The sequence below is a fragment of the Falsiroseomonas sp. genome, assembly GCF_051859025.1.
Taxonomy (GTDB): Bacteria; Pseudomonadota; Alphaproteobacteria; order Acetobacterales; family Acetobacteraceae; genus Falsiroseomonas.
The window spans coordinates 144,159-163,597 of sequence record NZ_JBHYGL010000040.1; the positions used below are offsets into that span (position 1 = coordinate 144,159).

Below are 19,439 nucleotides of genomic sequence, written 5' to 3' on the forward strand. Positions count from 1 at the left end.
CGCTCCGCCGGGGGGCGTGGCGCCCCCCGGACCCCGCCTTCAGCCGAACGCCAAGCCGGGTAGGAACAGCGCGATGCCGGGAAACAGGCACAGCAGCAACACGCCCAGCAGCAGCGCGATCCAATAGGGCAGGGCAGCGACCGCGGCCTCACCCAGCTTCACCTCGCCCCCCGTGATGCCGACCAGCACGAACAGATTCATGCCCACGGGCGGCGTCAGCATCCCCACCTCGATCATGATGGTGACGACGACACCCAGCCACACCGGATCGAAGCCGACGCCGGTCAGCAGCGGAAACACCAGCGGCAGGGTCATGATCATCATCGACAAGCCGTCGAAGAAGCAGCCGAGGATGAGATAGACGACCACCACCACCACCAGCAGCAGCCACTTGGACAGGCCCCATTCCGACACCACCGCCAGCATCTGCTGCGGCAGGCCGAGCAGGCTGATCGCCTGCGCGAGCACCAGCGCGCCCACGAACACCATCGCGATCACCGCGAAGGTCCGCACCGTGCCGATCAAGGCCTGGCCCACGCCGCGCAGCGTGAGATCCCCGATGGTGAAGCCGAGGACCGCCGCCGCCGCGACACCCACGCCGGCCGCCTCCGTCGGCGTCGCCAGCCCCGCGAACAGGCTTCCCAGCACGGCGACGATCAGCACCAGCAGCGGCAGCACCCCCGTCAGGCCGCGCAGCGCCTCACTGATCGCGACGCGCTTCTCCTCCGGCGCGATGGCCGGATTGCGCAGCGCCGCGAAGACGATCCAGGCCATGAAGATCGCCGCCATCATCAGGCCCGGCAGCACCCCCGCCATGAACAGCCGCCCGATCGAGGTATCCGTCAGCGCCCCATAGATCAGCAGCGACAGCGACGGCGGGATCAGCAGGCCGAGCGTCCCCCCCGCGGCCAGCGTCCCCACGGTCTGCGCACGGTCGTAGCCGCGCGATTTCAATTCGGGATACGCCACGGACCCGACGGCCGCAGCGACGGACATCGAGGAGCCCGACACCGCCCCGAAGATGGTGCAGACCGCGATGTTGGTGTGCAGCAACCCGCCCGGCAGCCGCCCGAAGAAGGGCGCCATGGCGCGATAGACGCCGCGCGCCAGGCCCGACGCCACCAGCAATTCACCTAGCAGGATGAACAGCGGAATCGCCGTCAGCGTGAACTCGTTCAGCGTATTCCACACCGTCTGCACGCCGATGCGCGTGGAGCCACCCGCGAAGAAATGCAGGATGGCGAAGCCCGTGAGCCCGAGCGCCGAGCCCAGCACCGCGCCCGACAGCACGGTGGCCGTCAGCATCCCCAGAAGCGTGGTCCAGATCACAGATGCGCCGCCTTCTCATCCGGCGGCGGCCGCAGCGCGACCCAGGCCGCCACCAGCCCCGTGATACCCAGGCTCACCGGCATCAGCAGCACCCAGGGGCCGAGTGGCAGCCTGGCCTGCTCGCTCATCAGATTCAGCATCATGGTGAAGTCGGCGATCGCCCAACCCTCCCACGCGAAGACCGCGCAGAAGGCCACCATGATGCATTGCCCGAGGAACCAGGCGATGCGCCGGCCGAGTGGCGGCAGCTTGTCCGTCACCAGCGTCACCCGGATATTGGCATTCCCCGCCATCGCGAAGGGCAGGGCGAGGAACGCCATCGCCGACAACAACAGGCCGGACAATTCCTCGGTGAAGCGGAACGGCGCCGCGACGGCGTAGCGCATCACCACCGCCGCCACGACCAGCCCCAATATCGCTGCGCAGCACGCCGCGGACAGCGCGAGCAAGCCCCGCGTCGCCAGCAGCAGCCCGCGATCGATGGCGTGCATCAGTTCCCGGTCAAGGCGGATTGGATGCGTGCCCGCCAGGCCGGGCCCTGCCCGCCCGCTTCCTTCATCAGCGTGTCCCAGGTGTTCAGCGCCGCGGTGCGGATCGCCTGCTGCTCGGTCTCGGAGAACGTCGGGTGGAAGGTCACGCCCGCCTCCCGCAGCCGCACGCGGCTCGCCTCGTCATCCGCCGCATCCTGTTCGAACCGCGCGCTGCGCTGCTCCATCGCCGCCGTGGCCTGCTGCAAGGCGGTGCGGTTCTCCGCGCTCAGCGCCCGGAACCGCGCCTGGTGCGCCAGGATGATGTAGGGCGTGGGCGGGAAGGCGAAGCCGGTGCTGGTCGCGTGCTTCGCCACTTCCTGCAGGCTGATCGTGTGGACGATGCGCGGCGGATACAGCGCGCAATCCACAACGCCCGTCTGCATCGCGCTGTACAGCTCCTGCTGCGGCACGATCTGCGCGGCGACGCCCAGCGTGCGGAAGGTCTCCACCTGCTCCCGCGACCCCACGCGCAGCTTCACGCGGCGCAGCTCATCCAGGCTCCGCACCGGGCTGCGGCAGAAGATCGCGGCATCCAGCAGGCCGAGCTGCATGTAGCCGACGGGCTCGATGTTCCAGCGACGGATACCCTCGTTCAGGCTCTGCTGCATCGCCGGCATGATGCGGTTCAGCTCCGCCGCGTTGCGGATCAGCCCGAAGACCAGGATGGAGGACATCGCCGCATCGTCGCGCCCCAGGAAGGGCGGCCAGATGAAGCTGAGCTCCGGCGTGCCGCCCTGCATGGTCCGCAGCGCGTCCGCGTCCCGCAGGTTCATCGCATTGCCCTCGAACACATTGAGGACGAAGCGCCCATTGGTCCGCGCGCGCAGATCGGCCGCGAGTTCCCGCGCATGCTGGCTCTCGATCCGCGCGGGCGCGTAGCTGTTGTGGAAACGCCATTCGGTGGTCTGCGCCCCCGCCCCGGTTGCAAACAGCGCCGCGATGGCGCCCAGCACGAACCGCTTCATTCCACTCACTCCCATCCCATCGCCCTGACGATAGGGGCCACGCGGGATGATTGACAATCTGTCACGCCCACCCTGCGATGCGCGAATGCCAGGACATGTCGATCGCGCCCGCGCCGCGGGGATGATGCAGCAGGCCGGGATCGATGCCCTGCTCGTCGTCTCGCCGGAGGTCTTCCACTGGGCGACCGGCGCCCCCGCCGGCGTCGCCGCCGGATGGAGGCGCCTCGGCGCCGCCATGGCCGTCATCCCCGCCGATCCCGGCCAGCCCGTCGGCGCCGTCGCCAGCGACCTCTTTGCCCCTGGCGCCCAGGCCGCCGGCTGCTCGCCGCTCCGCACCCATCCCATCTGGCCGGAGGCCCTGTCGCTCCGCGCCGCGATGCGGGACGGCGCCAGCGCGGCCGAACTCGTGGCCGCCGCCACCGCGGACCGCCCCCCCGGCTTCTCCCGCCCCGCCACCTTCGACCGCGCCGCGGCGCTGGCGCAGCTTCGTGCCCTGCTGGCGGACCAGCGCCTAGCCACCGCCCGGATCGGCGTCGAATTGTCGTCAGTTCCCGCCGCGGACCTTCCGGCGCTGGAAGCCGCCATCGCGCCCGCACGCATCCTCGATGCCTCGGCGCTGATCGATCGCCTTCGCTCCTTCAAATCGCCGGGGGAGATCGCGCTGCTGCGCCAGGCCGGCGCGATCACGGAGGCGGCCCTCGCCGCCCTGATCCCCGCCATCCGGGAAGGCGCGACGCGCGCCGGGCTCGGCCGCCATTTCCTGGACCTGGTGCAGCAGCACGCCGCCGGCGCCACCGCGCCCCTCACGGCCTGGGAGTATGTGGGCTTCGGCACCTCCCCCTGGTCCAGCCCCGGCACCCTCGCCCGCGGGGATGTCGTGAAGGTCGATGTCGGCGCCGTCGTCGGCGGCTATTCCGCCGACCTCGCCCGCACCTTCACCCTCGGCCCCGCCCGCCGCCTGGCGAGGGAGGTCTTCGCGCCCCTGCTGGACGCCTTCGAAGCCGGCCGCGCCCTGTTCAGGCCCGGCACCGAACTGGCGAACATCCACGCCACCTGCCTGCGCACCGTCCAGGCCGCCGGCTTCCCCAGCTACGCCCGCGGCCATTTCGGCCATGGCCTCGGCGCCTCCCTCTGGGCGGAGGAATTTCCCTTCACCGCCGCCGACAGCGATGTGGTGCTGGAACCCGGCATGGTCATGGCCTTCGAGCTTCCCTGGTACCTCGACGGCATCGGCGGCTTCATCGTGGAGGACATGCTCCTCATCACCGAGACCGGTGCCGAGACCATGGCCGGCGCGACCCTGCCCCACGGCCTGGTCGAACTGTAGCGGCCGCAGGGGCGTTCAAGCCCCGCCACCAGCGGGGAAGTGCCTCATGTCCGTCCCGATGCAAGACCAGGCAGCCACGGGCCGCTTTGCCGTGGCGCGGATGCTGGCGCGCGGCTGGTGGCTGTTCCTGCTGCGCGGCGTGGCGGGCATCCTGTTCGGGCTGCTGGCGCTGTTCACGCCGGGGCTCGGCCTGGCCCTGCTGCTGGGCTTCCTCGCCGCTTTCCTGCTGGTGGAGGGTGTGGCGACGCTGGTGCAGGCCGCGCGCGGCGCGCCGGACCCGGCCGGCCACCGGTCCCGCACCTGGCTCTGGGTGGATGGCATCGCCTCGACGCTCGCGGGCCTCGGCGTGCTGGTCCTGCCGGGCGTCTCGGCGGTGGTGCTGGTGGTGATGGTCGGCGCCTGGGCCGCCATCGTCGGCGTCACGCGCCTCATCCTCGCCTTCCGGGCGGGTGACGTGCTGCTGGGCCTGCTCGGCGCGCTGGCCATCCTGGCCGGCGCCTGGATGATGGCGGCGCCCGGGCCCGGGCTGCTGGCGCTGGTCTGGGTGGTGGCGCTACAGGCGTTGGTGACGGGGGGCCTGTTCATCGCCATCGGCTGGCGGCTGCGCCGCATCGCGCGGGACCCGCATGGGCCCGGCGCCGCCGCCTGACGCCCCTCAGGCGAAGACGATATCCGCCGCCGACAGGCCAGCGACGCCGCGCAACAGGATCTCCCCGCTGCTGCCGTCGAAGCCCGTGAAGCTCACCATCACGCCGCCGCGCACGGCCTCCCACGTCACATGCTCGGCGCCGATGCCGTTGAAGCGCAGCAGGTCCTGGCCCGGGGTGAAGTCCGTCACCACATCCCGCGCCGCGCCGATGCCGGCATCCAGCCCGAAGGCGGCCGGCGCCGAGGTGAAGCCGAAGACGAAGGCATCCCGCCCCGCGCCGCCCGTCAGCCGGTCCGCGCCGAGCCCGCCCGCCAGCACATCATCCCCCGCCCCGCCGCGCAGGACGTCGTCGCCCCATTCGCCCTGCAGCAGGTCGCTCCCCGGCCCGCCCTGCAGCGTATCGTCGCCCCCCGCGCCGCGGATGATGTCATCCCCCGCCCCGCCGGACAGCCGGTCCGCCAGGTCGCCGCGCGCCAGGAAGGGGCCGCCCTGTCCCGGCGCATCGAAGACCCCGCCGCCGATGATCGTGTCATTCCCTGGCCCGCCCAGCGCCGTGTCGGCACCGTAGCCCGCGAAGATCAGGTCATTCCCCGCCAGGCCGCGGACGTCATTGCCACCGCCTGGCAGCGCCCCCGGCGGGTCGCCCCCAGGCGGGTCACCCTGGATGACATCGTCTTCCCGCGTGCCCGCCAGCCTGTCCGGCCCGCCACCGCCAATGATCCTGCCCATGATCCATCCCCGCGCAATGGATCGTATACTATCAACTTGCCTGTGCCCGCCTACCCGTGCTGCCCCGCACGACCGCGTGTGCCCTTCAGCGTGCCGGCGGCGCCAGCACCTTGGCCGTGTGGTTGCAATGCGCCAGCGCCGGGCAGCGCCAGCATTCAGGCATCCGCGCCTTGCAGATGTAGCGCCCATGCAGGATCAGCCAGTGATGCGCATCCCGCAGCATGTCCGGCGGGCAGCGCTTCACCAGCCCGTCCTCCACCTGCCGCGTGGTCTTGCCGGGCGCGATGCCGGTGCGGTTGCCGAGGCGGAAGATGTGCGTATCCACCGCCATCGTCTCCTGCCCGAAGGCCACGTTGAGCACGACATTTGCGGTCTTCCGCCCGACACCAGGCAGCGCCTCCAGCGCCTTGCGGTCCTCCGGCACCTCACCGCCATGCCGGTCCAGCAGCAGCTGGGACAGCGCGACGACGTTGCGCGCCTTGCCCTGCCACAGGCCGATCCGGCGGATGTGCCGCGCCACGCCCTCCATACCCAGCGCCACCATGGCGGCCGGCGTCGCGGCTTCCTCGAACAGCGTCGCCGTCGCCTTGTTCACCGCCACATCGGTGGTCTGGGCGGAGAGCGCCACGGCCACCAGCAGGGTGTAGGCATCGCGGAAATGCAGCTCCGTCTCCGGCGCCGGGTTGGCGGCGGCGAGTGCCCGCAGGAAGGCAGCGGCCTGGTCGGCCTTCATCACCTTGGCGCGACGGCTACGCGGTGCCGCCCTGGGCTTCGCGGGTCCTGCCGGCGCGGCGGCCGATTTTTTCGGGCGGGGAGGGGATGTCTGGGGCATGGCGTTCCGACAGGCCTACCCCATACTGGAAGGTAATGTCAGCCGCTTCCGACCCCATCCTGTTCGAAGCCGTCAGCACGCCGCCCCGCAGCCTGAGCGATCGCGGCATGCGCTGGCTCATCGTTCTGTCGTGCCTGGGCGCGGCCATCCCCGCCGTGCTCTTCACCGTGCTCGGCGCCTGGCCGGTCCTGCCCTTCCTGGGGGTGGAGGTCCTGCTGGTGCTGTTCCTGGTCACGCTGCATCGGCGCTGGACCAAGGCGGCGTGGGAAGTGGTGCGGCTGACGGAAGGCCGCCTGCATGTCGCCACCGCCGATGGCAGGGGCGGTCGCCGCGTGACGGAATTCGAGCCCTACTGGACCCGCGTGATGCTGGAGGAGGCGGTGGAGGGAGCGCCGCGGCTGATGCTGGTGCAGCGGGGCCGCCGCATCGAACTCGGCACCTTCCTGGCGCCGGAGGAGAAGCGGGACCTGGCCCGCGCCCTCTCGGCCGCGCTGTCGCGCTATCGCACCCCGGTCTTCGACAACCCGCAGCTTCGCTGAACACGCCCCGAGGGCGAGTGCTAGGGCGCGTGGGGGAAGGCGAGCAGGGCGGGCCCTACTCGCTGGGTGCGAGGCTCTTGATCAGGTCGAAGACGCGCTTGCGGACGGAAGGATCGGTGATCCGGTAATAGGCGCGGACCAGTTCCAGCGTCTCACGCCGGTGCAGCGTATCGTCCTCGAAGCCTTCCTGGACTTCCTGGAAGCCCCCGAACCGACGGTTGGACTGGCTGCCCCCCATCTCCGGCGGCATGTCGTCGAAGAAGAAGCCGATCGGCACATCCAGGACGCGGGAGAGGTCGAACAGGCGGCTCGCGCCGATCCGGTTCACGCCACGCTCATATTTCTGGACCTGCTGGAAGGTGAGGCCGAGGGCCTTCCCCAGCTTCTCCTGGCTCATGCCCAGCAACGTACGGCGCAAGCGGACCCGGCTGCCCACATGCACGTCGATCGGGCTCGGGCGGTGCTCACGCTCCACCCGCTCGACGACGTCTTCACTCGCCATGGCCAACACTCCGAACTCCGCGCCAGAAAGGTTACCAACCCTTGCTGGGGCCGTTCTGGCCCGGTTGGGACCCATCGTCGCGTGTATCACGCAGGTCCCTGGGCCGTCCCAAGGGGTATCGGCGTGGTAGGACTTTGTCAACTCTTTTGAGAAATCTCATTAAAGCGCACGCCCGATACGCGTATCACGGGGCCTCGCGCGCCCCTCAAGCGTTTCGGGTCTTCCTGTTGGAGAGAATACCCGACAGCAGGGCTACCAATGCGAGAAATGTGAAAGGTACCCACAATCCCAGGCTGGCAAAGGGGGTCGGGCTTCCCGCCCGCGGCAGCGGCGCCAATACAACCCCCGTCTCCGCCAGGCCCAGCCGCTCCACTTCCCGTCCGCGAGCGTCGAAGACGGCGGAAATCCCGGTCTGCGCCGCCCGCGCCAGGGGCAGGCCTTCCTCCACCGCGCGCAGCCGCGCGGCCGCCAAATGCTGGTAGGGCCCGGCGGAGACGCCGAACCAGGCGTCATTCGTCACATTCACCAGGAAGCCCGGGCGGTCCGCCGGCGTCACGGCGCCGGGGAAGATGACCTCGTAGCAGATCAGGCTGCCGAAGCTCGGCAGCCCCGGCAGGCTGATGCGCCGGAGGCCGGGCCCCGCGGAGAAATCCAGCGCCGACAGCACCAGGCGGATCGGCAGCAGTCCGCGCAGCGGCGTGTATTCGCCGAAGGGCACCAGATGCACCTTGTCATAGGCATCCAGCACGGCGCCCTGGGCGTCCAGCGCCACCAGGCTGTTCCAGACGCGGGTCGGCCGCCCGTCCGGGGCGAATTCCGCGCGGACGGACCCGGCCAGCAGCGTGGCGCCCGGGGGCAGGGGGGCCGTGGCCAGGCGGGCGGCGTTGGGATCGTTCGCCAGCAGGAAGGGGCTCGCCGTTTCCGGCCAGATCACCAGGATGCGGCTGTCCGGCGCATCCCGCTGCGCGGCGCGCACGCCGGCCGCCGTCAGGTCGATATAGCGCTGGAAGATCGGGATGCGGCTGTCTTCCCGCCACTTGGCCTCCTGCGCCACATTGCCTTGCACCAGCACCAGGGCGACGGGTTCGGGATCCGCCTCCTGCGGCACAAGGCGGGCCAGGCCGAAGGCGGCGAGGGCGGCCACCGCCGCCAGGCTGCCCGCCGCGCCGCGGCCCCCCATCATCGGCGCCAGCACCACCAGCATGGTCACCAGGCCCAGCCCATGCACGCCGATCCAGGCGGCGGACTGGATGGGCAGCGCGCCGAAGGCCCAGACCGAGCCGATCAGGTTCCAGGGAAAGCCCGTGAACAGGATGCCCCGCAGCATCTCCGCCGCCACCCAGGCGGAGGCGAAGGCCAGGATGCGCGGCCAGCCCGGCGCTGCCCACCGCGCCGCCAGTGCGGGGATCAGCGTGAAGCCGGCCAGCGGGATGGCGAGGCCCGGCACCGCGAGCGGCACCAGCCACCAGTAGCGCTCGACCTCCGTCAGGATCGCGTTGGTCAGCCAGTGCAGGCCGGCGACGTGGAAGCCCCAGCCCCAGGCAAAGGCGAGAAGCGCGGCGCGCCGGGCGGATGGCGCTTCCATCGTCATGATGAAGAGGCCCGGCAGGGCCACCAGCAGCACCGGCACCGCATGGACCGGTGGCAGGGCCAGCGCCGCGAAGGCGCCGAGCCCGAAGGCGGTGGCCAGGGCCCGCCAGAAGCCGGGCCCGTCCAGCCGCCTTGTCAGCGCGGCGCGGAAGCGTGCCGGTGCGAGGCCCAGGCGAGCCACGCGGCCCGGCGCCGCTTCACGCCCCGGCACCGGATCAGGCCGTGCCGACCTGCTGGGCGTTCGGGCCGCGGCGGCTCTGCCACAGCGCGACGAAGTCGATCGGCGCCAGCAGCACCGGCGGGAAGCCGCCGTCGCGCGTCACATCCGCCAGGATGTTGCGGGCGAAGGGGAAGAGCAGGCGCGGGCATTCCACCAGCAGCACGGGCTCCAGGTGTTCCTGTGGCACGTTGATGGTGAAGACGCCGCAATAGGCGAGTTCGGCGATGAAGCAGGGTGTCTCCCCAACCTTCGCGTCGGCGCGGATCTGCAGGGAGACCTCATAGACATTGCCGCCGGATTCGACCGGCCGGGCCTGGACGTCGAGCGCCAGGTCGACCCGCGGCTGTTCCTTGAGGGAGACGAAGATCTCCGGCGCGCCAGGTACCTCGAAGGAGAGGTCCTTGGTGTACTGGATGTTGAGCTGGATCGGCATGGTGCCGTTCGGGTTGGCGGTCTGGTCTGACATGGGCATTCCGTCTGGTGCGGTGGCCGCCCGGCTAGCACGGGCGAGGGGGCGCGGCCAGTCGGGGGCGCTGTCCCCCCGCACCTGTGGTTGCCCGCAGGGGGGCGCTGCCCCCCTGCACCCCCCGGCAGGGTCCAACCGGACCCTGCACCGGGAGGTTTTTGGTCTGATGATGGTCCAGGGGGGTCTCCCCCCTGGCAAGGGGGTCCGGGGGAACGGCGTTCCCCCGGAATCAAGGCCGCACCCTCCCCAAGACACTGGCTTTCCCGAGTCTATTCCCGTTATGTTCCTGAAGCCACCACCCCCACCGCGTCAGCACGCCGCGAAATGGGTGCTAAAGGTGCTAAAAGGGCTAAACGCCCTTTAGCGATCGCGCAGAAATCCTTCGCGATCAGTGGCTTGCGGAAATCGCCCAGGCCGGCCCTCAACTATTGAGGTGCTCAAGGCGCTAAAAGGGCCTTCAGTGGTGCTTCCAGCTGACCTCGGTCAGCGCGGGCTCGGTCGGATCGACGCGCCGCCAGGTGCCGTTGCCGACGCTCTGGCCCGTCATCGCCAGGATGAAGCCCCAATGGGCCACCACCACCGTGGTCCGCCAATCCGGCAGGGCCGACATCTCACCCCGGAACAGCGCGGCCCGCGCCAGCACCTGGTCCGCGGGTTCCTCCACCGCCGGCCACCACACTTCCTCGATATGGGCCAGGTCGAGGGTCGGCCATTCCGCCCGCAGCGCGGTGGCGGGGCTGCCGATGTCGCAGGTGAAGGCGTAGCGTTCGCGCACCAGCGAATTGACCAGCACCGAAAGGCCCAGCCGCTTCGCCAGCGGCGCCGCCGTCTGCAGCGCCCGCGTATAGGGGGAAGCAATGATCCGCGTGATACCTTCACCTGCCAGGGCCTCCGCCGCCTGCTCCGCCTGTTCATGGCCGAGGGGGGTCAGGCGGGGGTCCTGGATGCCGGGGTCGCGGCGGGTCGCGCTGAAATGCAGGTTGAATTCGCTCTGGCCGTGGCGGAGCAGGATCATGGGCGGCGGCTCCCGGTTGGCGGCTTGGGCGGTGGGGCGGCGATAGCGGGGGCCGATACGCGGCGCAATCGCGGCCAAACCGGCCATGGGGCGTTGCGGGTGGCCCTGGCCGGCCTTAAGTGAGTGAAGAATGAGGAGTTGGCAATGTCCGGCGGCTTTCCTGTCGATCTGATCCTGTTCGCCATGATCGCGGCCTTCCTGGTCCTGCGCCTGCGCAGCGTCCTGGGCCGCCGCACCGGCTTCGAACGGCCGCCGCGGGAAGACGGCAAGGGCTATGACCCGCGCGGCCCGCGCCCCGTGGACAATGACCAGCCGCAGCTGCCGCCCGCGACGGTTTCCACCGCGAGCCAGGCCCGCGTCTCCGTCCCCGATCCGCGCAGCCCCGTGGGCCAGGCGCTGATGCGCATCCGCGGCGTCGATCCGGGCTTCGAGCCGAATGCCTTCCTGGCGGGGGCGGAGGGTGCCTTCCGCATGATCGTGGACGCCTTCGCCCGCGGCGATCGCCAGACGCTGCGCGCCCTGCTCTCCGACGACACCTATGCGGGGTTCGAGGGTGAGATCACCCGCCGCGAGGGTGAGGGCGAGACCCAGCGCAGCGAGGTCCGCGCCATGCAGGACATGGCGATCGAGGCCGCCGATCTGCGCGGCACCGTCGCCGATGTCACCGTCCGCTTCGTCAGCGACCAGGTGAACCTGACCACCGCGCGGGATGGCAGCATCGCCGCCGGGGCGGAGGCGGTGACGGAGCTGACCGATGTCTGGACCTTCCAGCGCGACCTGAAGAACCCCGACCCCACCTGGCGCCTGGTTGCGACGCAAAGCGTCTAAGTTGACGACGGTCCAGGGGGGTCTCCCCCCTGGCGGTAGGGTTCCGGGGAAGGCAGCGCCTTCCCTGGTCGCCCTGTCCCTGGCGCTCGCCGCCTGCACCCAGCCCTTCCCGCATCCCGTCCCCTTCACGGACCTGCCCGGCTGGCAGTCCGACCGCGTGGCGCAGGCCATCCCCGCCTTCCGCGAAAGCTGCGCCGTCATCGCCCGCATGCCCGCGGATCGCGCCTTGGGTGGCGATGGCCCGCTGGCGCGCGATGCCAGGGATTTCGCCCCCGCCTGCGCCGCCGCCGCTTCCCTTCCGCCGGATGATGAACAGGCGGCCCGCGCCTTCCTGACGCGCCACTTCACCCCCTGGGCGGTGGGGGAGGGCACGCTGACCGGCTATTTCGAGCCCGAGCTCCGCGGCAGCCCGGTGCCAACGCCCACGTTGTCCACGCCGCTGCTGGCACGCCCGCCGGCGCTGGTGGAGGTCGATCTCGGCGCCTTCGCGCCCGACCTCCGCGGCCGCCGCACGGCCGGGCTTGTGAGGGAGGGCAGGCTGCATCCCTTCCCCGACCGGGCCGCCATCGCCGGCGGCGCCTTGGCCGGGCAGGGCCTGGAACTGGCCTGGGTGGACCCGGTGGATGCCTTCTTCCTGCACATCCAGGGCTCCGGCCGCGTCGCCTTGCCCGATGGCCGGGTGCTGCGCCTGGGCTATGCCGCCCAGAACGGCCACGCCTATGTCGCCATCGGCCGCTTCCTGATCGAGAGCGGCGCCGTGAGCCGGGAGGCCATGTCCATGCAGGCGATCCGGGACTGGCTGCGCGCCACCCCGCCCGGGGAGGCTGCTGCCCTGATGGCCCGCAACCCCAGCTACATCTTCTTCCGCGAACTGGCCGGCCTGGCGCCCGGGAAGGGCCCTCTCGGCGCCCTGGGCGCCCCCCTGACGCCCGGGCGGTCCATCGCCGTGGATCGCACCCAGACGCCGCTGGGGACGCCCGTCTGGGTCTCGGGACAGGGTGTGGAGCGGCTGGCGGTGGCGCAGGATACCGGCGGCGCCATCCGCGGCGCCGCGCGGGCCGATTTCTTCACGGGCTGGGGCGATGCGGCGGCCGAGGCTGCGGGGCCGATGCGCGACCCCGCCCGCCTGTTTGTCCTGCTGCCGCCCGCTTCACCCCCCTGAACGCACGATACGGACCAGCTGGGCGACGTTCTCCGGCGGCGTGATCTTCTCGATCCCGTGGCCCAGGTTGAACACGAAGGGCCGGCCGCGCATCGCCGCCATGATCTGCCTCGCCTCCGCCTCCAGCGCCGCGCCGCCGGCGATCAGCGCCAGCGGATCGAGGTTGCCCTGCAGCCCGACATTGGCCGGCACCGCGGTGGCCGCGAAGCGCGGGTCCATGGCGGTGTCCATCGCCACCGTGTTCACGCCCGTGCGCTGCGCGTATTCGCCGATCAGCGGCCCCGCCAGGCGCGGGAAGCCGATGATGGGGATGGAGGGATGCGCCTTCTTCAGCGCCCGCACGATGGTCGCGGTGGGTTCGATCACCCAGCGGCGGAACTGGCTGGGGGGCAGCATGCCGGCCCAGCTGTCGAACAGCATCAGCACCTCGGCCCCCGCCTCCGCCTGCGCCAGCAGGTAGTCGATGGTGGCATCGACCAGGGTGCGGATCAGCCGGCCGAACAGGGCCGGGTCGTTGAAGGCCATGCCGCGGGCGGTGTGGAAATCCTTCGACCCATGCCCCTCCACCATGTAGCAGGCCACCGTGAAGGGGCTGCCGGCGAAGCCGATGAGCGTGACCTTGTTTGCATGCTGGTCGAGCGCCGCGCGGGTCAGGCGCACCGTCTCGAAGATCGGCGCGGCGCGTTCGCGCACCTTGTCCAGTTCGAGGGCGGCGACACCGGCGCTGTCCCGGATCGGGTCCAGGACCGGCCCCTCCCCTTCCGCAAAGCGCAGCCCCTGGCCCATGGCCCAGGGCACCATCAGGATGTCGGAGAACAGGATGGCGCCGTCCATGCCGTAGCGGCGGATGGGCTGCAGCGTGACCTCCGCCGCCATCTCCGGCGTGGTGCAGAGGTTGATGAAGCCGCCGGCCTTGGCGCGCACCTCCCGGTATTCCGGCAGGTAGCGCCCAGCCTGGCGCATCAGCCACATCGGCGGCGGCCACACCGCTTCGCCGGACACTGCCCGCAGCAGGGGCTTGTTCTCGCCCGTCGCCGCTCCCGCCTCAACCGTCAACCCAGCCTCCCTCGATCCATGCCCGCATCCTGCCCGATGGCGCGGCTTACGGCGACCCATCAAGACAAGAAGAAAGAATCCTTAGATGTAGGGGTAGGTGTAGGGGGGTGTGGACGATGTGGATTACCGGTCCCGCCGCTTTCATCCACAGCGCTGTCCACGTGAGCTTCAATGGCCAAGTCCTTGTCGGAGTTCGGCAATCCGGACGATCCCCACCGGCATGAGGGACCCTCGGGGATTCCCCCCGTGTACCGCGGGATGCGCGGTTCTCCCCACTCGCCCCCGCTTCGGGCTTGACCGGCCGGGGTTTTCCCCGCCATCCCCGTTATCCCCGCTTTTCTCCTCAGGCCCCTTCACCGGGTCCAGGCACGGAACCGCATGCCGATCCGCTCGACGAACCTGCACCTGGTCTCGGACAGCACGGGGGAGACGCTGAACTCCATCGCCCGCGCCACGCTGTCCCGCTTCGACGACCCGCATGTGGTCCACCACCGCTGGTCCCTCATCCGCTCCCGCCTCCAGCTTGACCGCGTGCTGGATGGCATCGAATCCGAACCCGGCCCGGTGCTCTTTACCCTGGTGGATCGCAGCCTTCGCCTGGCGCTGGAGGAGCATTGCCGGCGCCTGCACCTGGAATGCCTCTCGCCGCTCGAGCCGGTGATGGAATTGCTGCAGAACGCGCTGGGGGAGCGTGCGCGGGAGAAGCGCGGCGCCCAGCATGTGATGGATGCCGACTATTTCCGCCGGATCGACGCCATGCACTACGTGCTGGCGCATGATGACGGCCAGGGCACGGCGGGCATCGCGGAGGCCGATGTCTGCATCGTCGGCGTATCCCGTTCCTCCAAGACGCCGACCTGCTTCTACCTGGCCAATCGCGGCATCAAGGCCGCCAATGTCCCCCTGGTGCCGGGCGCCCCCCTGCCGCCGGAGCTGGAGACCGCCCCCTGCCCCGTGGTCGGCCTGCACATCGAGACCAATGCGCTCATCGAAATCAGGCGCCACCGCCTGAAGCTGATCGGCGCCCATGGCGTGCACCACGACACCACGGATTACGTGGACCATGAGGCGGTGAAGGCCGAGATCCAGGCCGCACGGCGCCTCTGCACCACCCATGGCTGGCCGGTGATCGACGTGACCCGGCGCTCCATCGAGGAAACCGCCGCGACCGTCCTGCAGCTGATGGAAGCCTGGCACGCCCGCCGCGGCCGCGCCGCCGCGCCGCCCCAGCCGGAGGACCCGGCCGCCGGCATCCTGAAGGCCGGCGCGTGATCCAGTCCGAGACGCCCGCGCTGGTCCTGGCCAGTTCCTCCGCCAGCCGCCGCGCCATGCTGGAAGGGGCGGGCCTGCGGTTCGAGGCGATCGCCGCCGCGGTGGATGAAGGCGCCATCAAGGAATCCGCCCAGGCCGAGGGCATCCCCCCCGCCGAGGCCGCCCTCATGCTGGCCGATGCCAAGGCGATGCGCATCGCGGCGCGGCGGCCGGAGGCGCTTGTGATCGGCGGCGACCAGCTGCTGACCTGCATCATCGACGGCAAGGTCCACTGGTTCGACAAGCCCGTGGGGCTGGATGGCGCGCGCCAGCACCTCCGCACCCTCCGCGGCCTGCGGCATGAACTGGTGACGGCGACCGTCGCCTGGCGGGGCGGGGAGCGCATCTGGCAGGATGTCTCCACGCCGCGGCTGACCATGCGCGACGTCTCCGATCAGTTCATCGAGGATTACCTGGCGCTGGAGGGGGAGATCCTCTGTTCCAGCGTCGGCGCCTATCGGGTGGAGGGGCCGGGCATCCAGCTCTTCAACCGGATCGAGGGCGAGCACAGCGCCATCCTCGGCCTGCCTTTGCTGCCGCTGCTGCGCTTCCTGCGGCAGCACGCGGTGCTGGCGGCCTAATCGCCGACGGGCAGGAAGATGAAGACCACCGCCGCCACCAGGCAGAGCCCGGCGGCCACGAAATTCCAGCGGATGGCCTCGCCCAGGAAGGTCACGCTGAAGACGGCGAAGACGGCCAGGGTGATCACCTCCTGCATCACCTTCAGCTGCTGGCCGGTGAAGGTGCCATAGCCCCAGCGATTGGCCGGCACGGCCAGGCAATACTCGAAGAAGGCGATCCCCCAGCTCACCAGGATCGCGACCCATAGCGGCCATGACGGCGCCTTCAGGTGGCCGTACCAGGCGAAGATCATCACTACATTGGAGAAGACCAGCAGGATGGGCGTCAGCCAGAGGGCGCTCATGCGATGACCTCCTTCGGCCGGGCCGGCGGCGGCAACCGCCACAGGAGAAACAGCATCACCGCCATGGCGGGCAGGGCCGCGACCGTCGTCAGGATGAAGAACTGCGACCACCCCAATTGCTGCGCCAGAACGCCGGCGGAGGCGCCGATGCTGCGCAGCGGCACCGCCGCCAGCGACGACAGCAGCGCGTATTGCGTGGCGCTGAAGCTGCGGTTCACGAGGCCCGAGAGGTAGGTGAGGAAGGCCGCGTCGGCCAGGCCATCCGTGAAGTTCTCGATCCCCACCTGGGCGAAGAGCATCGGGATGTCCCGCCCGCCGCCGACCAGGGCCAGATACATCAGGTTGGACAGCATCTGCGTCACGCCGGTCAGGATCAGTGCCCGCCCGACACCGATGCGCCCGATCAGCCAGCTGCCGGCCAGGGCGCCGGCCAGCGTGGCGACCAGCCCGAACACGGTGCCGACGGTCGCCAGGTCCTCCCGCGTGAAACCCTCCGACCGGTAGAAGAACGTCAGGGGCAGGCTGGCCAGCGCCTCTCCCAGCTTGAACAGCGCGATGAAGGCCAGGATCGCCAGCCAGTAGCGGCGGCCCATGAAATCGACGAAGGGGTCGATGACGGTGGACCGGATCCGCTGCCCCCAGTCCATCGGCACAACCGGCGGCGCCACGCCTTCCCGCCCCGCCAGGGTGGCGGCGACGCCCACCAGCATCAGCGCCGCAGCGTACAGATAGGCGCCGGACCAGCCGATATGCGCCACCAGCAGCAGCGTGCCCGCGCCACTCGCCAGCAGGGCCAGGCGGTAGCCCCAGACATAGGCGGCCAGCCCATAGGCCTGGCGTTCGTCATCCTCGCCCAGCATCTCGATCCGCCAGGCATCGATGACGATGTCCTGGCTGGCGGAGAGGAAGGCGACCAGCACGGCCAGCGCCACCGTCAGCTCCGCCCCCCCGGCCGGGTTGGTCAGGCCGATGCCGGCGATCGCGGCCATCAGCGCGCCTTGCAGCAGGATCAGCCAGCCCCGCCGGCGGCCGAGCAGCGGCGGCCGCACCGCGTCGAAGAAGGGGGACCAGAGGAACTTGTTGGCATAGGCCAGGCCGATGAAGGCCGTCAGCCCGATGGCGGAAAGCGACATGCCGCTTTCCGTGAACCATTGCCGCAGCACCTGCCCCGCCGCGAGCGGCAGCGGCAGCCCGGCCGAGAAGCCGAGGGCGAGCATGAGGAGGAAGCGCCGGTCCCGGAACAAGGGGGCCCGGAACAAGGGGGCCCGGAACAAGGGGGCGCTGAGAAAGCGGGAACGGGGAAGGGTCATGGCCGCATCCTCGCCTCGCCCCGGCCCGCGCCGCCAGCCCCCGTGAAGCGGTTCAGCTGCCCTCGAGGTGCCTCGTCAGGGATTCCCGCGCCTCCCGCAACCGGCCGAGCAGCCGGGCGGGCGTGACCAGCCGCATCCCGGGCGGCATGGGCTGCATCAGCACCGTGCCGCCGGGCACCAGGCCGAGCGTGCCGCGCAGCGGCCCGGGCAGGGTCAGCCTTCCCTTCAGGTCCAGCGTCGGCAGGCGGATATTGCCCTCGGGCTTCTCCGCCCCGGCCAGGGAGACGTGCAACTCGTCATCCTGCAGCACCACGAGCAGGGGCTGGTTGGGCAGCAGCCCGGTGGCGGCGCGCAGCGGCGGCGGCAGCAGGACCCGGCCACGCGCATCGATGCGCAGCCGATGCGGCTTGTCGGCCACCAGGGTCTCCTTCTGGGACTCCTTCTGGGTCGCCTTCGGGGCCTCGTCCTGGCTGGGCCGGTCCGGTCCTGCCTGGTCCTGGTCTCGCGTGTGCATGCGGGTCCCGTATCATCGCCTGGGTTGATAGTGGCGCAGAAGCGGTCCGTTTCGCAAACGGCTGTGGATGAAACCCGGCTTGATGCCGCCGTGCGCCTGCGGCATGGGTGGAGCGTTTCCCCCGCGCAGCGCGCCGGTCGAATATCCTTGGGATGCACCCCCCGTCCGTGTAGCATTCCATCAGGTCCAGCGGGTGCCCCCCACCCTGCGGACTGGCCGCCCGCGGCGCGCTGCACCCCCCCAAACCGGACCTCCTCCGGCGGTGCGCCGCGGGCGCCCCCCCCCGCCCTACTCCGGTGTCGAGCCTGCAAGGTCTGTCGCGCCGAAGGCCGCGGGCAGCAACTGGCCGATGGTCGTGGCGCGGATCGCGCCGGCGGCATCGCGCGTCAGCACGCGCAGCGCCCCATCCGGGGCGAATTCGGACAGCACCTGGCGGCACATCCCGCAGGGGCCGAGCGCGATGCCCGCGGGGCCCGCGATGGCGATGGCCGTGAAGCGCCGGTGCCCCGCCGCGACCGCCGCCACCACTGCGGTGCGTTCCGCGCAGATCGTGGCGCCATAGCTGGCATTCTCCACATTGCAGCCCGTGATCACCGCGCCCCCATCGGCCAGCAGCGCGGCGCCGACGCGGAAGCGGGAATAGGGGGCATGCGCGAAGCCGCGCGCGGCCTCGGCCTTCGCCATCAGGGCGTCGTCATCGATCAGGTCCATTCGCGGGATGGGAGCGGAGGCGGGGCCCACCCGTCAACCGCAACCCGTCAACCACAACCGGGCCCCTGCCGCGTCGCACCCACCACGCGGCCTTCCCGCAATTCGAAGGTGCTGGTGCAGGTCCGCGGCGCGCTGCCGCCGCCGAAGCCCAGCCCGATCCCCGTCCCGAAGGCGGTGCCACCGCCCCAGCCGCCCCCGAAGCCCCCGACGCCGAAGCCGATGGAGGGGCTGACGGACGGCGCTGATGCACCCTGCTGGTCGAAGGTCAGGAAGCGCCTGCCCTCGGCCTCATGGCTGCCGACCGGCACGCCGAGGCGCTGGACCAGCTCGGCCTCCGTCAGCCCCGTGGCATCGAGCGGCGGCGCCGGCTGCGCGCAGGCGGCCAGGACCAGCAGGGTTGCGAGAAGCGGCAGATCGGGGCGCATCGCTCGGCTCCGGGGGACCGGGGCTGCAACGCAAGGCGGGCGCCGCGGATGCCTTGCCTCACGCCTCCGCCCGGAACTCGATGCGCCTGATGCCGAAGAAGCGCAGGCGCCGGCCTTCGACGTCGATGGTGCCGCTGACGGCTTCCTCCCGCCCGGCCTCGTCCGGGAAGATGATCGCGCCATCGGTACCAATCAGGATGGAAAGCCCCGGGCGCGGCTCCTCCCCCCGCCCGGCCAGGCGCAGCGCGCCGATCAGCCCGGCGGCGGTCAGGGAGGGAAGGTTGAGGACATCGATCCCGTGCCCGCCATGCACCACCTCATCCCCGTCATCGGGATAGCAGCGGTGGCTGGCATGGGGCGGCTCCACGGGTTCTGCGGGCGCGCGAAGGGCAGGGCGGGGGGTGCGGGCGCGGCGCGCTGTGGCAAGCCAGGTCATGATCGTCGCTCCTGCGGCGGGCCCGCGCATCGGGCCTCCTCGCCGTGGAACCTAATCCGCGGGGCGTC

23 protein-coding genes are annotated in these 19,439 nt (G+C 70.9%); 7 read left to right on the top strand and 16 right to left on the bottom strand.

The genetic code is table 11. The features are described 5' to 3' along the window. Positions 1 to 39 precede the first annotated feature (39 nt). Genes ACTIE5_RS27910 through ACTIE5_RS27920 form a run of 3 tightly spaced genes read right to left on the bottom strand, consistent with a single transcriptional unit; the run spans position 40 to position 2,824 of the window. Positions 40 to 1,329, bottom strand: coding sequence for a TRAP transporter large permease (locus ACTIE5_RS27910; RefSeq protein ID WP_439553010.1), 1,290 nt, complete (start codon positions 1,327 to 1,329; stop codon positions 40 to 42). Then, positions 1,326 to 1,820: a TRAP transporter small permease gene (locus ACTIE5_RS27915; RefSeq protein ID WP_439553011.1), complete on the bottom strand. Its 495-nt coding sequence runs from the start codon at positions 1,818 to 1,820 to the stop codon at positions 1,326 to 1,328. Before ACTIE5_RS27915 ends, ACTIE5_RS27910 begins: the two co-directional genes overlap by 4 nt. Further along, complete coding sequence (locus tag ACTIE5_RS27920; RefSeq protein WP_439553012.1) at positions 1,820 to 2,824, bottom strand: TRAP transporter substrate-binding protein; 1,005 nt, start codon at positions 2,822 to 2,824, stop codon at positions 1,820 to 1,822. Before ACTIE5_RS27920 ends, ACTIE5_RS27915 begins: the two co-directional genes overlap by 1 nt. Positions 2,825 to 2,909: 85 nt before the next feature. On the opposite strand from ACTIE5_RS27920, the gene ACTIE5_RS27925 reads away from it, so the two are divergent. Next, positions 2,910 to 4,151, top strand: a complete 1,242-nt coding sequence (locus ACTIE5_RS27925; protein WP_439553013.1) for a M24 family metallopeptidase — start codon at positions 2,910 to 2,912, stop codon at positions 4,149 to 4,151. Positions 4,152 to 4,197: 46 nt separating this feature from the next. Next, positions 4,198 to 4,800, top strand: a complete 603-nt coding sequence (locus ACTIE5_RS27930) for an HdeD family acid-resistance protein (RefSeq protein ID WP_439553014.1) — start codon at positions 4,198 to 4,200, stop codon at positions 4,798 to 4,800. A 6-nt stretch (positions 4,801 to 4,806) separates the two neighbouring features. On the opposite strand, the gene ACTIE5_RS27935 is transcribed toward ACTIE5_RS27930, so the two are convergent. Together ACTIE5_RS27935 and nth are read right to left on the bottom strand one after the other, a co-directional pair. Next, positions 4,807 to 5,529 carry a calcium-binding protein gene (locus ACTIE5_RS27935; protein WP_439553015.1) on the bottom strand — a complete coding sequence of 241 codons (723 nt, stop codon included), beginning with the start codon at positions 5,527 to 5,529 and terminating at the stop codon, positions 4,807 to 4,809. 85 nt (positions 5,530 to 5,614) lie between these two features. Further along, the gene (nth, locus tag ACTIE5_RS27940) at positions 5,615 to 6,262 is read right to left on the bottom strand and encodes an endonuclease III (RefSeq protein ID WP_439553016.1); all 648 of its coding nucleotides are present in this window, start codon (positions 6,260 to 6,262) and stop codon (positions 5,615 to 5,617) included. 134 nt (positions 6,263 to 6,396) lie between these two features. Between nth and ACTIE5_RS27945 the strand changes: the two genes are divergently transcribed. Next, entirely contained in the window at positions 6,397 to 6,900 is a 504-nt protein-coding gene (locus ACTIE5_RS27945) for a DUF2244 domain-containing protein (protein ID WP_439553017.1), read from the top strand. 55 nt (positions 6,901 to 6,955) lie between these two features. On the opposite strand, the gene ACTIE5_RS27950 is transcribed toward ACTIE5_RS27945, so the two are convergent. The 4 genes from ACTIE5_RS27950 to ACTIE5_RS27965 form a co-directional block, all read right to left on the bottom strand. Further along, complete coding sequence (locus ACTIE5_RS27950) at positions 6,956 to 7,402, bottom strand: helix-turn-helix domain-containing protein (RefSeq protein ID WP_439553018.1); 447 nt, start codon at positions 7,400 to 7,402, stop codon at positions 6,956 to 6,958. Positions 7,403 to 7,607: 205 nt separating this feature from the next. Beyond that, entirely contained in the window at positions 7,608 to 9,173 is a 1,566-nt protein-coding gene (gene lnt / locus ACTIE5_RS27955) for an apolipoprotein N-acyltransferase (protein WP_439553019.1), read from the bottom strand. Positions 9,174 to 9,207: 34 nt separating this feature from the next. Further along, positions 9,208 to 9,678 (bottom strand): protein-export chaperone SecB, encoded by a 471-nt coding sequence (secB, locus tag ACTIE5_RS27960; protein ID WP_439553020.1) that lies wholly within the window; start codon positions 9,676 to 9,678, stop codon positions 9,208 to 9,210. Between the two features lie 457 nt (positions 9,679 to 10,135). Next, complete coding sequence (locus ACTIE5_RS27965) at positions 10,136 to 10,693, bottom strand: histidine phosphatase family protein (RefSeq protein ID WP_439553021.1); 558 nt, start codon at positions 10,691 to 10,693, stop codon at positions 10,136 to 10,138. Positions 10,694 to 10,837: 144 nt separating this feature from the next. Here ACTIE5_RS27965 and ACTIE5_RS27970 point away from each other — a divergent pair, with 144 nt between their 5' ends. Then, complete coding sequence (locus ACTIE5_RS27970) at positions 10,838 to 11,521, top strand: Tim44/TimA family putative adaptor protein (RefSeq protein ID WP_439553022.1); 684 nt, start codon at positions 10,838 to 10,840, stop codon at positions 11,519 to 11,521. Position 11,522: 1 nt separating this feature from the next. Then, positions 11,523 to 12,683, top strand: coding sequence for a murein transglycosylase A (gene mltA, locus ACTIE5_RS27975; RefSeq protein ID WP_439553023.1), 1,161 nt, complete (start codon positions 11,523 to 11,525; stop codon positions 12,681 to 12,683). Here mltA and hemE read toward each other — a convergent pair. Then, entirely contained in the window at positions 12,672 to 13,739 is a 1,068-nt protein-coding gene (hemE, locus tag ACTIE5_RS27980; RefSeq protein ID WP_439553024.1) for a uroporphyrinogen decarboxylase, read from the bottom strand. The two genes, mltA and hemE, sit on opposite strands and share 12 nt — an antisense overlap. A 378-nt stretch (positions 13,740 to 14,117) precedes the next feature. Here hemE and ACTIE5_RS27985 point away from each other — a divergent pair, with 378 nt between their 5' ends. Together ACTIE5_RS27985 and ACTIE5_RS27990 are read left to right on the top strand one after the other, a co-directional pair. Then, the gene (locus ACTIE5_RS27985) at positions 14,118 to 15,011 is read left to right on the top strand and encodes a pyruvate, water dikinase regulatory protein (protein WP_439553025.1); all 894 of its coding nucleotides are present in this window, start codon (positions 14,118 to 14,120) and stop codon (positions 15,009 to 15,011) included. Next, positions 15,008 to 15,631: a Maf family protein gene (locus tag ACTIE5_RS27990; RefSeq protein WP_439553026.1), complete on the top strand. Its 624-nt coding sequence runs from the start codon at positions 15,008 to 15,010 to the stop codon at positions 15,629 to 15,631. The genes ACTIE5_RS27985 and ACTIE5_RS27990 overlap by 4 nt, the downstream gene beginning before the upstream one ends. Here the strand turns inward: ACTIE5_RS27990 and ACTIE5_RS27995 are convergent. The 6 genes from ACTIE5_RS27995 to ACTIE5_RS28020 all read right to left on the bottom strand — a co-directional run bounded on the left by ACTIE5_RS27995 (position 15,628) and on the right by ACTIE5_RS28020 (position 19,371). Continuing rightward, the gene (locus ACTIE5_RS27995; protein WP_439553027.1) at positions 15,628 to 15,975 is read right to left on the bottom strand and encodes a DMT family protein; all 348 of its coding nucleotides are present in this window, start codon (positions 15,973 to 15,975) and stop codon (positions 15,628 to 15,630) included. The genes ACTIE5_RS27990 and ACTIE5_RS27995 overlap by 4 nt on opposite strands. Beyond that, positions 15,972 to 17,285, bottom strand: coding sequence for an AmpG family muropeptide MFS transporter (locus ACTIE5_RS28000; RefSeq protein ID WP_439553028.1), 1,314 nt, complete (start codon positions 17,283 to 17,285; stop codon positions 15,972 to 15,974). The genes ACTIE5_RS27995 and ACTIE5_RS28000 overlap by 4 nt, the downstream gene beginning before the upstream one ends. Before the next feature lie 52 nt (positions 17,286 to 17,337). Beyond that, complete coding sequence (locus ACTIE5_RS28005) at positions 17,338 to 17,799, bottom strand: hypothetical protein (protein ID WP_439553029.1); 462 nt, start codon at positions 17,797 to 17,799, stop codon at positions 17,338 to 17,340. Positions 17,800 to 18,087: 288 nt separating this feature from the next. After that, positions 18,088 to 18,510: a cytidine deaminase gene (locus ACTIE5_RS28010; RefSeq protein ID WP_439553030.1), complete on the bottom strand. Its 423-nt coding sequence runs from the start codon at positions 18,508 to 18,510 to the stop codon at positions 18,088 to 18,090. 47 nt (positions 18,511 to 18,557) lie between these two features. Beyond that, positions 18,558 to 18,935, bottom strand: a complete 378-nt coding sequence (locus ACTIE5_RS28015; RefSeq protein WP_439553031.1) for a hypothetical protein — start codon at positions 18,933 to 18,935, stop codon at positions 18,558 to 18,560. Between the two features lie 58 nt (positions 18,936 to 18,993). Further along, positions 18,994 to 19,371 (bottom strand): hypothetical protein, encoded by a 378-nt coding sequence (locus tag ACTIE5_RS28020; protein ID WP_439553032.1) that lies wholly within the window; start codon positions 19,369 to 19,371, stop codon positions 18,994 to 18,996. Positions 19,372 to 19,439: the final 68 nt, after the last annotated feature.

Bases quoted from the DNA above. Each gene is read 5' to 3' on its own strand.
- secB (WP_439553020.1), bottom strand. From the start codon at position 9,678: ATGTCAGACCAGACCGCCAACCCGAACGGCACCATGCCGATCCAGCTC.
- ACTIE5_RS27995 (WP_439553027.1), bottom strand. From the start codon at position 15,975: ATGAGCGCCCTCTGGCTGACGCCCATCCTGCTGGTCTTCTCCAATGTA.
- ACTIE5_RS28005 (WP_439553029.1), bottom strand. From the start codon at position 17,799: ATGCACACGCGAGACCAGGACCAGGCAGGACCGGACCGGCCCAGCCAG.
- ACTIE5_RS27930 (WP_439553014.1), top strand. From the start codon at position 4,198: ATGTCCGTCCCGATGCAAGACCAGGCAGCCACGGGCCGCTTTGCCGTG.
- ACTIE5_RS27915 (WP_439553011.1), bottom strand. From the start codon at position 1,820: ATGCACGCCATCGATCGCGGGCTGCTGCTGGCGACGCGGGGCTTGCTC.
- ACTIE5_RS28020 (WP_439553032.1), bottom strand. From the start codon at position 19,371: ATGACCTGGCTTGCCACAGCGCGCCGCGCCCGCACCCCCCGCCCTGCC.
- ACTIE5_RS28015 (WP_439553031.1), bottom strand. From the start codon at position 18,935: ATGCGCCCCGATCTGCCGCTTCTCGCAACCCTGCTGGTCCTGGCCGCC.
- ACTIE5_RS27935 (WP_439553015.1), bottom strand. From the start codon at position 5,529: ATGGGCAGGATCATTGGCGGTGGCGGGCCGGACAGGCTGGCGGGCACG.
- ACTIE5_RS27965 (WP_439553021.1), bottom strand. From the start codon at position 10,693: ATGATCCTGCTCCGCCACGGCCAGAGCGAATTCAACCTGCATTTCAGC.
- ACTIE5_RS27945 (WP_439553017.1), top strand. From the start codon at position 6,397: ATGTCAGCCGCTTCCGACCCCATCCTGTTCGAAGCCGTCAGCACGCCG.
- ACTIE5_RS28000 (WP_439553028.1), bottom strand. From the start codon at position 17,285: ATGACCCTTCCCCGTTCCCGCTTTCTCAGCGCCCCCTTGTTCCGGGCC.
- ACTIE5_RS28010 (WP_439553030.1), bottom strand. From the start codon at position 18,510: ATGGACCTGATCGATGACGACGCCCTGATGGCGAAGGCCGAGGCCGCG.
- nth (WP_439553016.1), bottom strand. From the start codon at position 6,262: ATGAAGGCCGACCAGGCCGCTGCCTTCCTGCGGGCACTCGCCGCCGCC.
- ACTIE5_RS27970 (WP_439553022.1), top strand. From the start codon at position 10,838: ATGTCCGGCGGCTTTCCTGTCGATCTGATCCTGTTCGCCATGATCGCG.
- ACTIE5_RS27950 (WP_439553018.1), bottom strand. From the start codon at position 7,402: ATGGCGAGTGAAGACGTCGTCGAGCGGGTGGAGCGTGAGCACCGCCCG.
- ACTIE5_RS27920 (WP_439553012.1), bottom strand. From the start codon at position 2,824: ATGAAGCGGTTCGTGCTGGGCGCCATCGCGGCGCTGTTTGCAACCGGG.
- ACTIE5_RS27985 (WP_439553025.1), top strand. From the start codon at position 14,118: ATGCCGATCCGCTCGACGAACCTGCACCTGGTCTCGGACAGCACGGGG.
- ACTIE5_RS27925 (WP_439553013.1), top strand. From the start codon at position 2,910: ATGCCAGGACATGTCGATCGCGCCCGCGCCGCGGGGATGATGCAGCAG.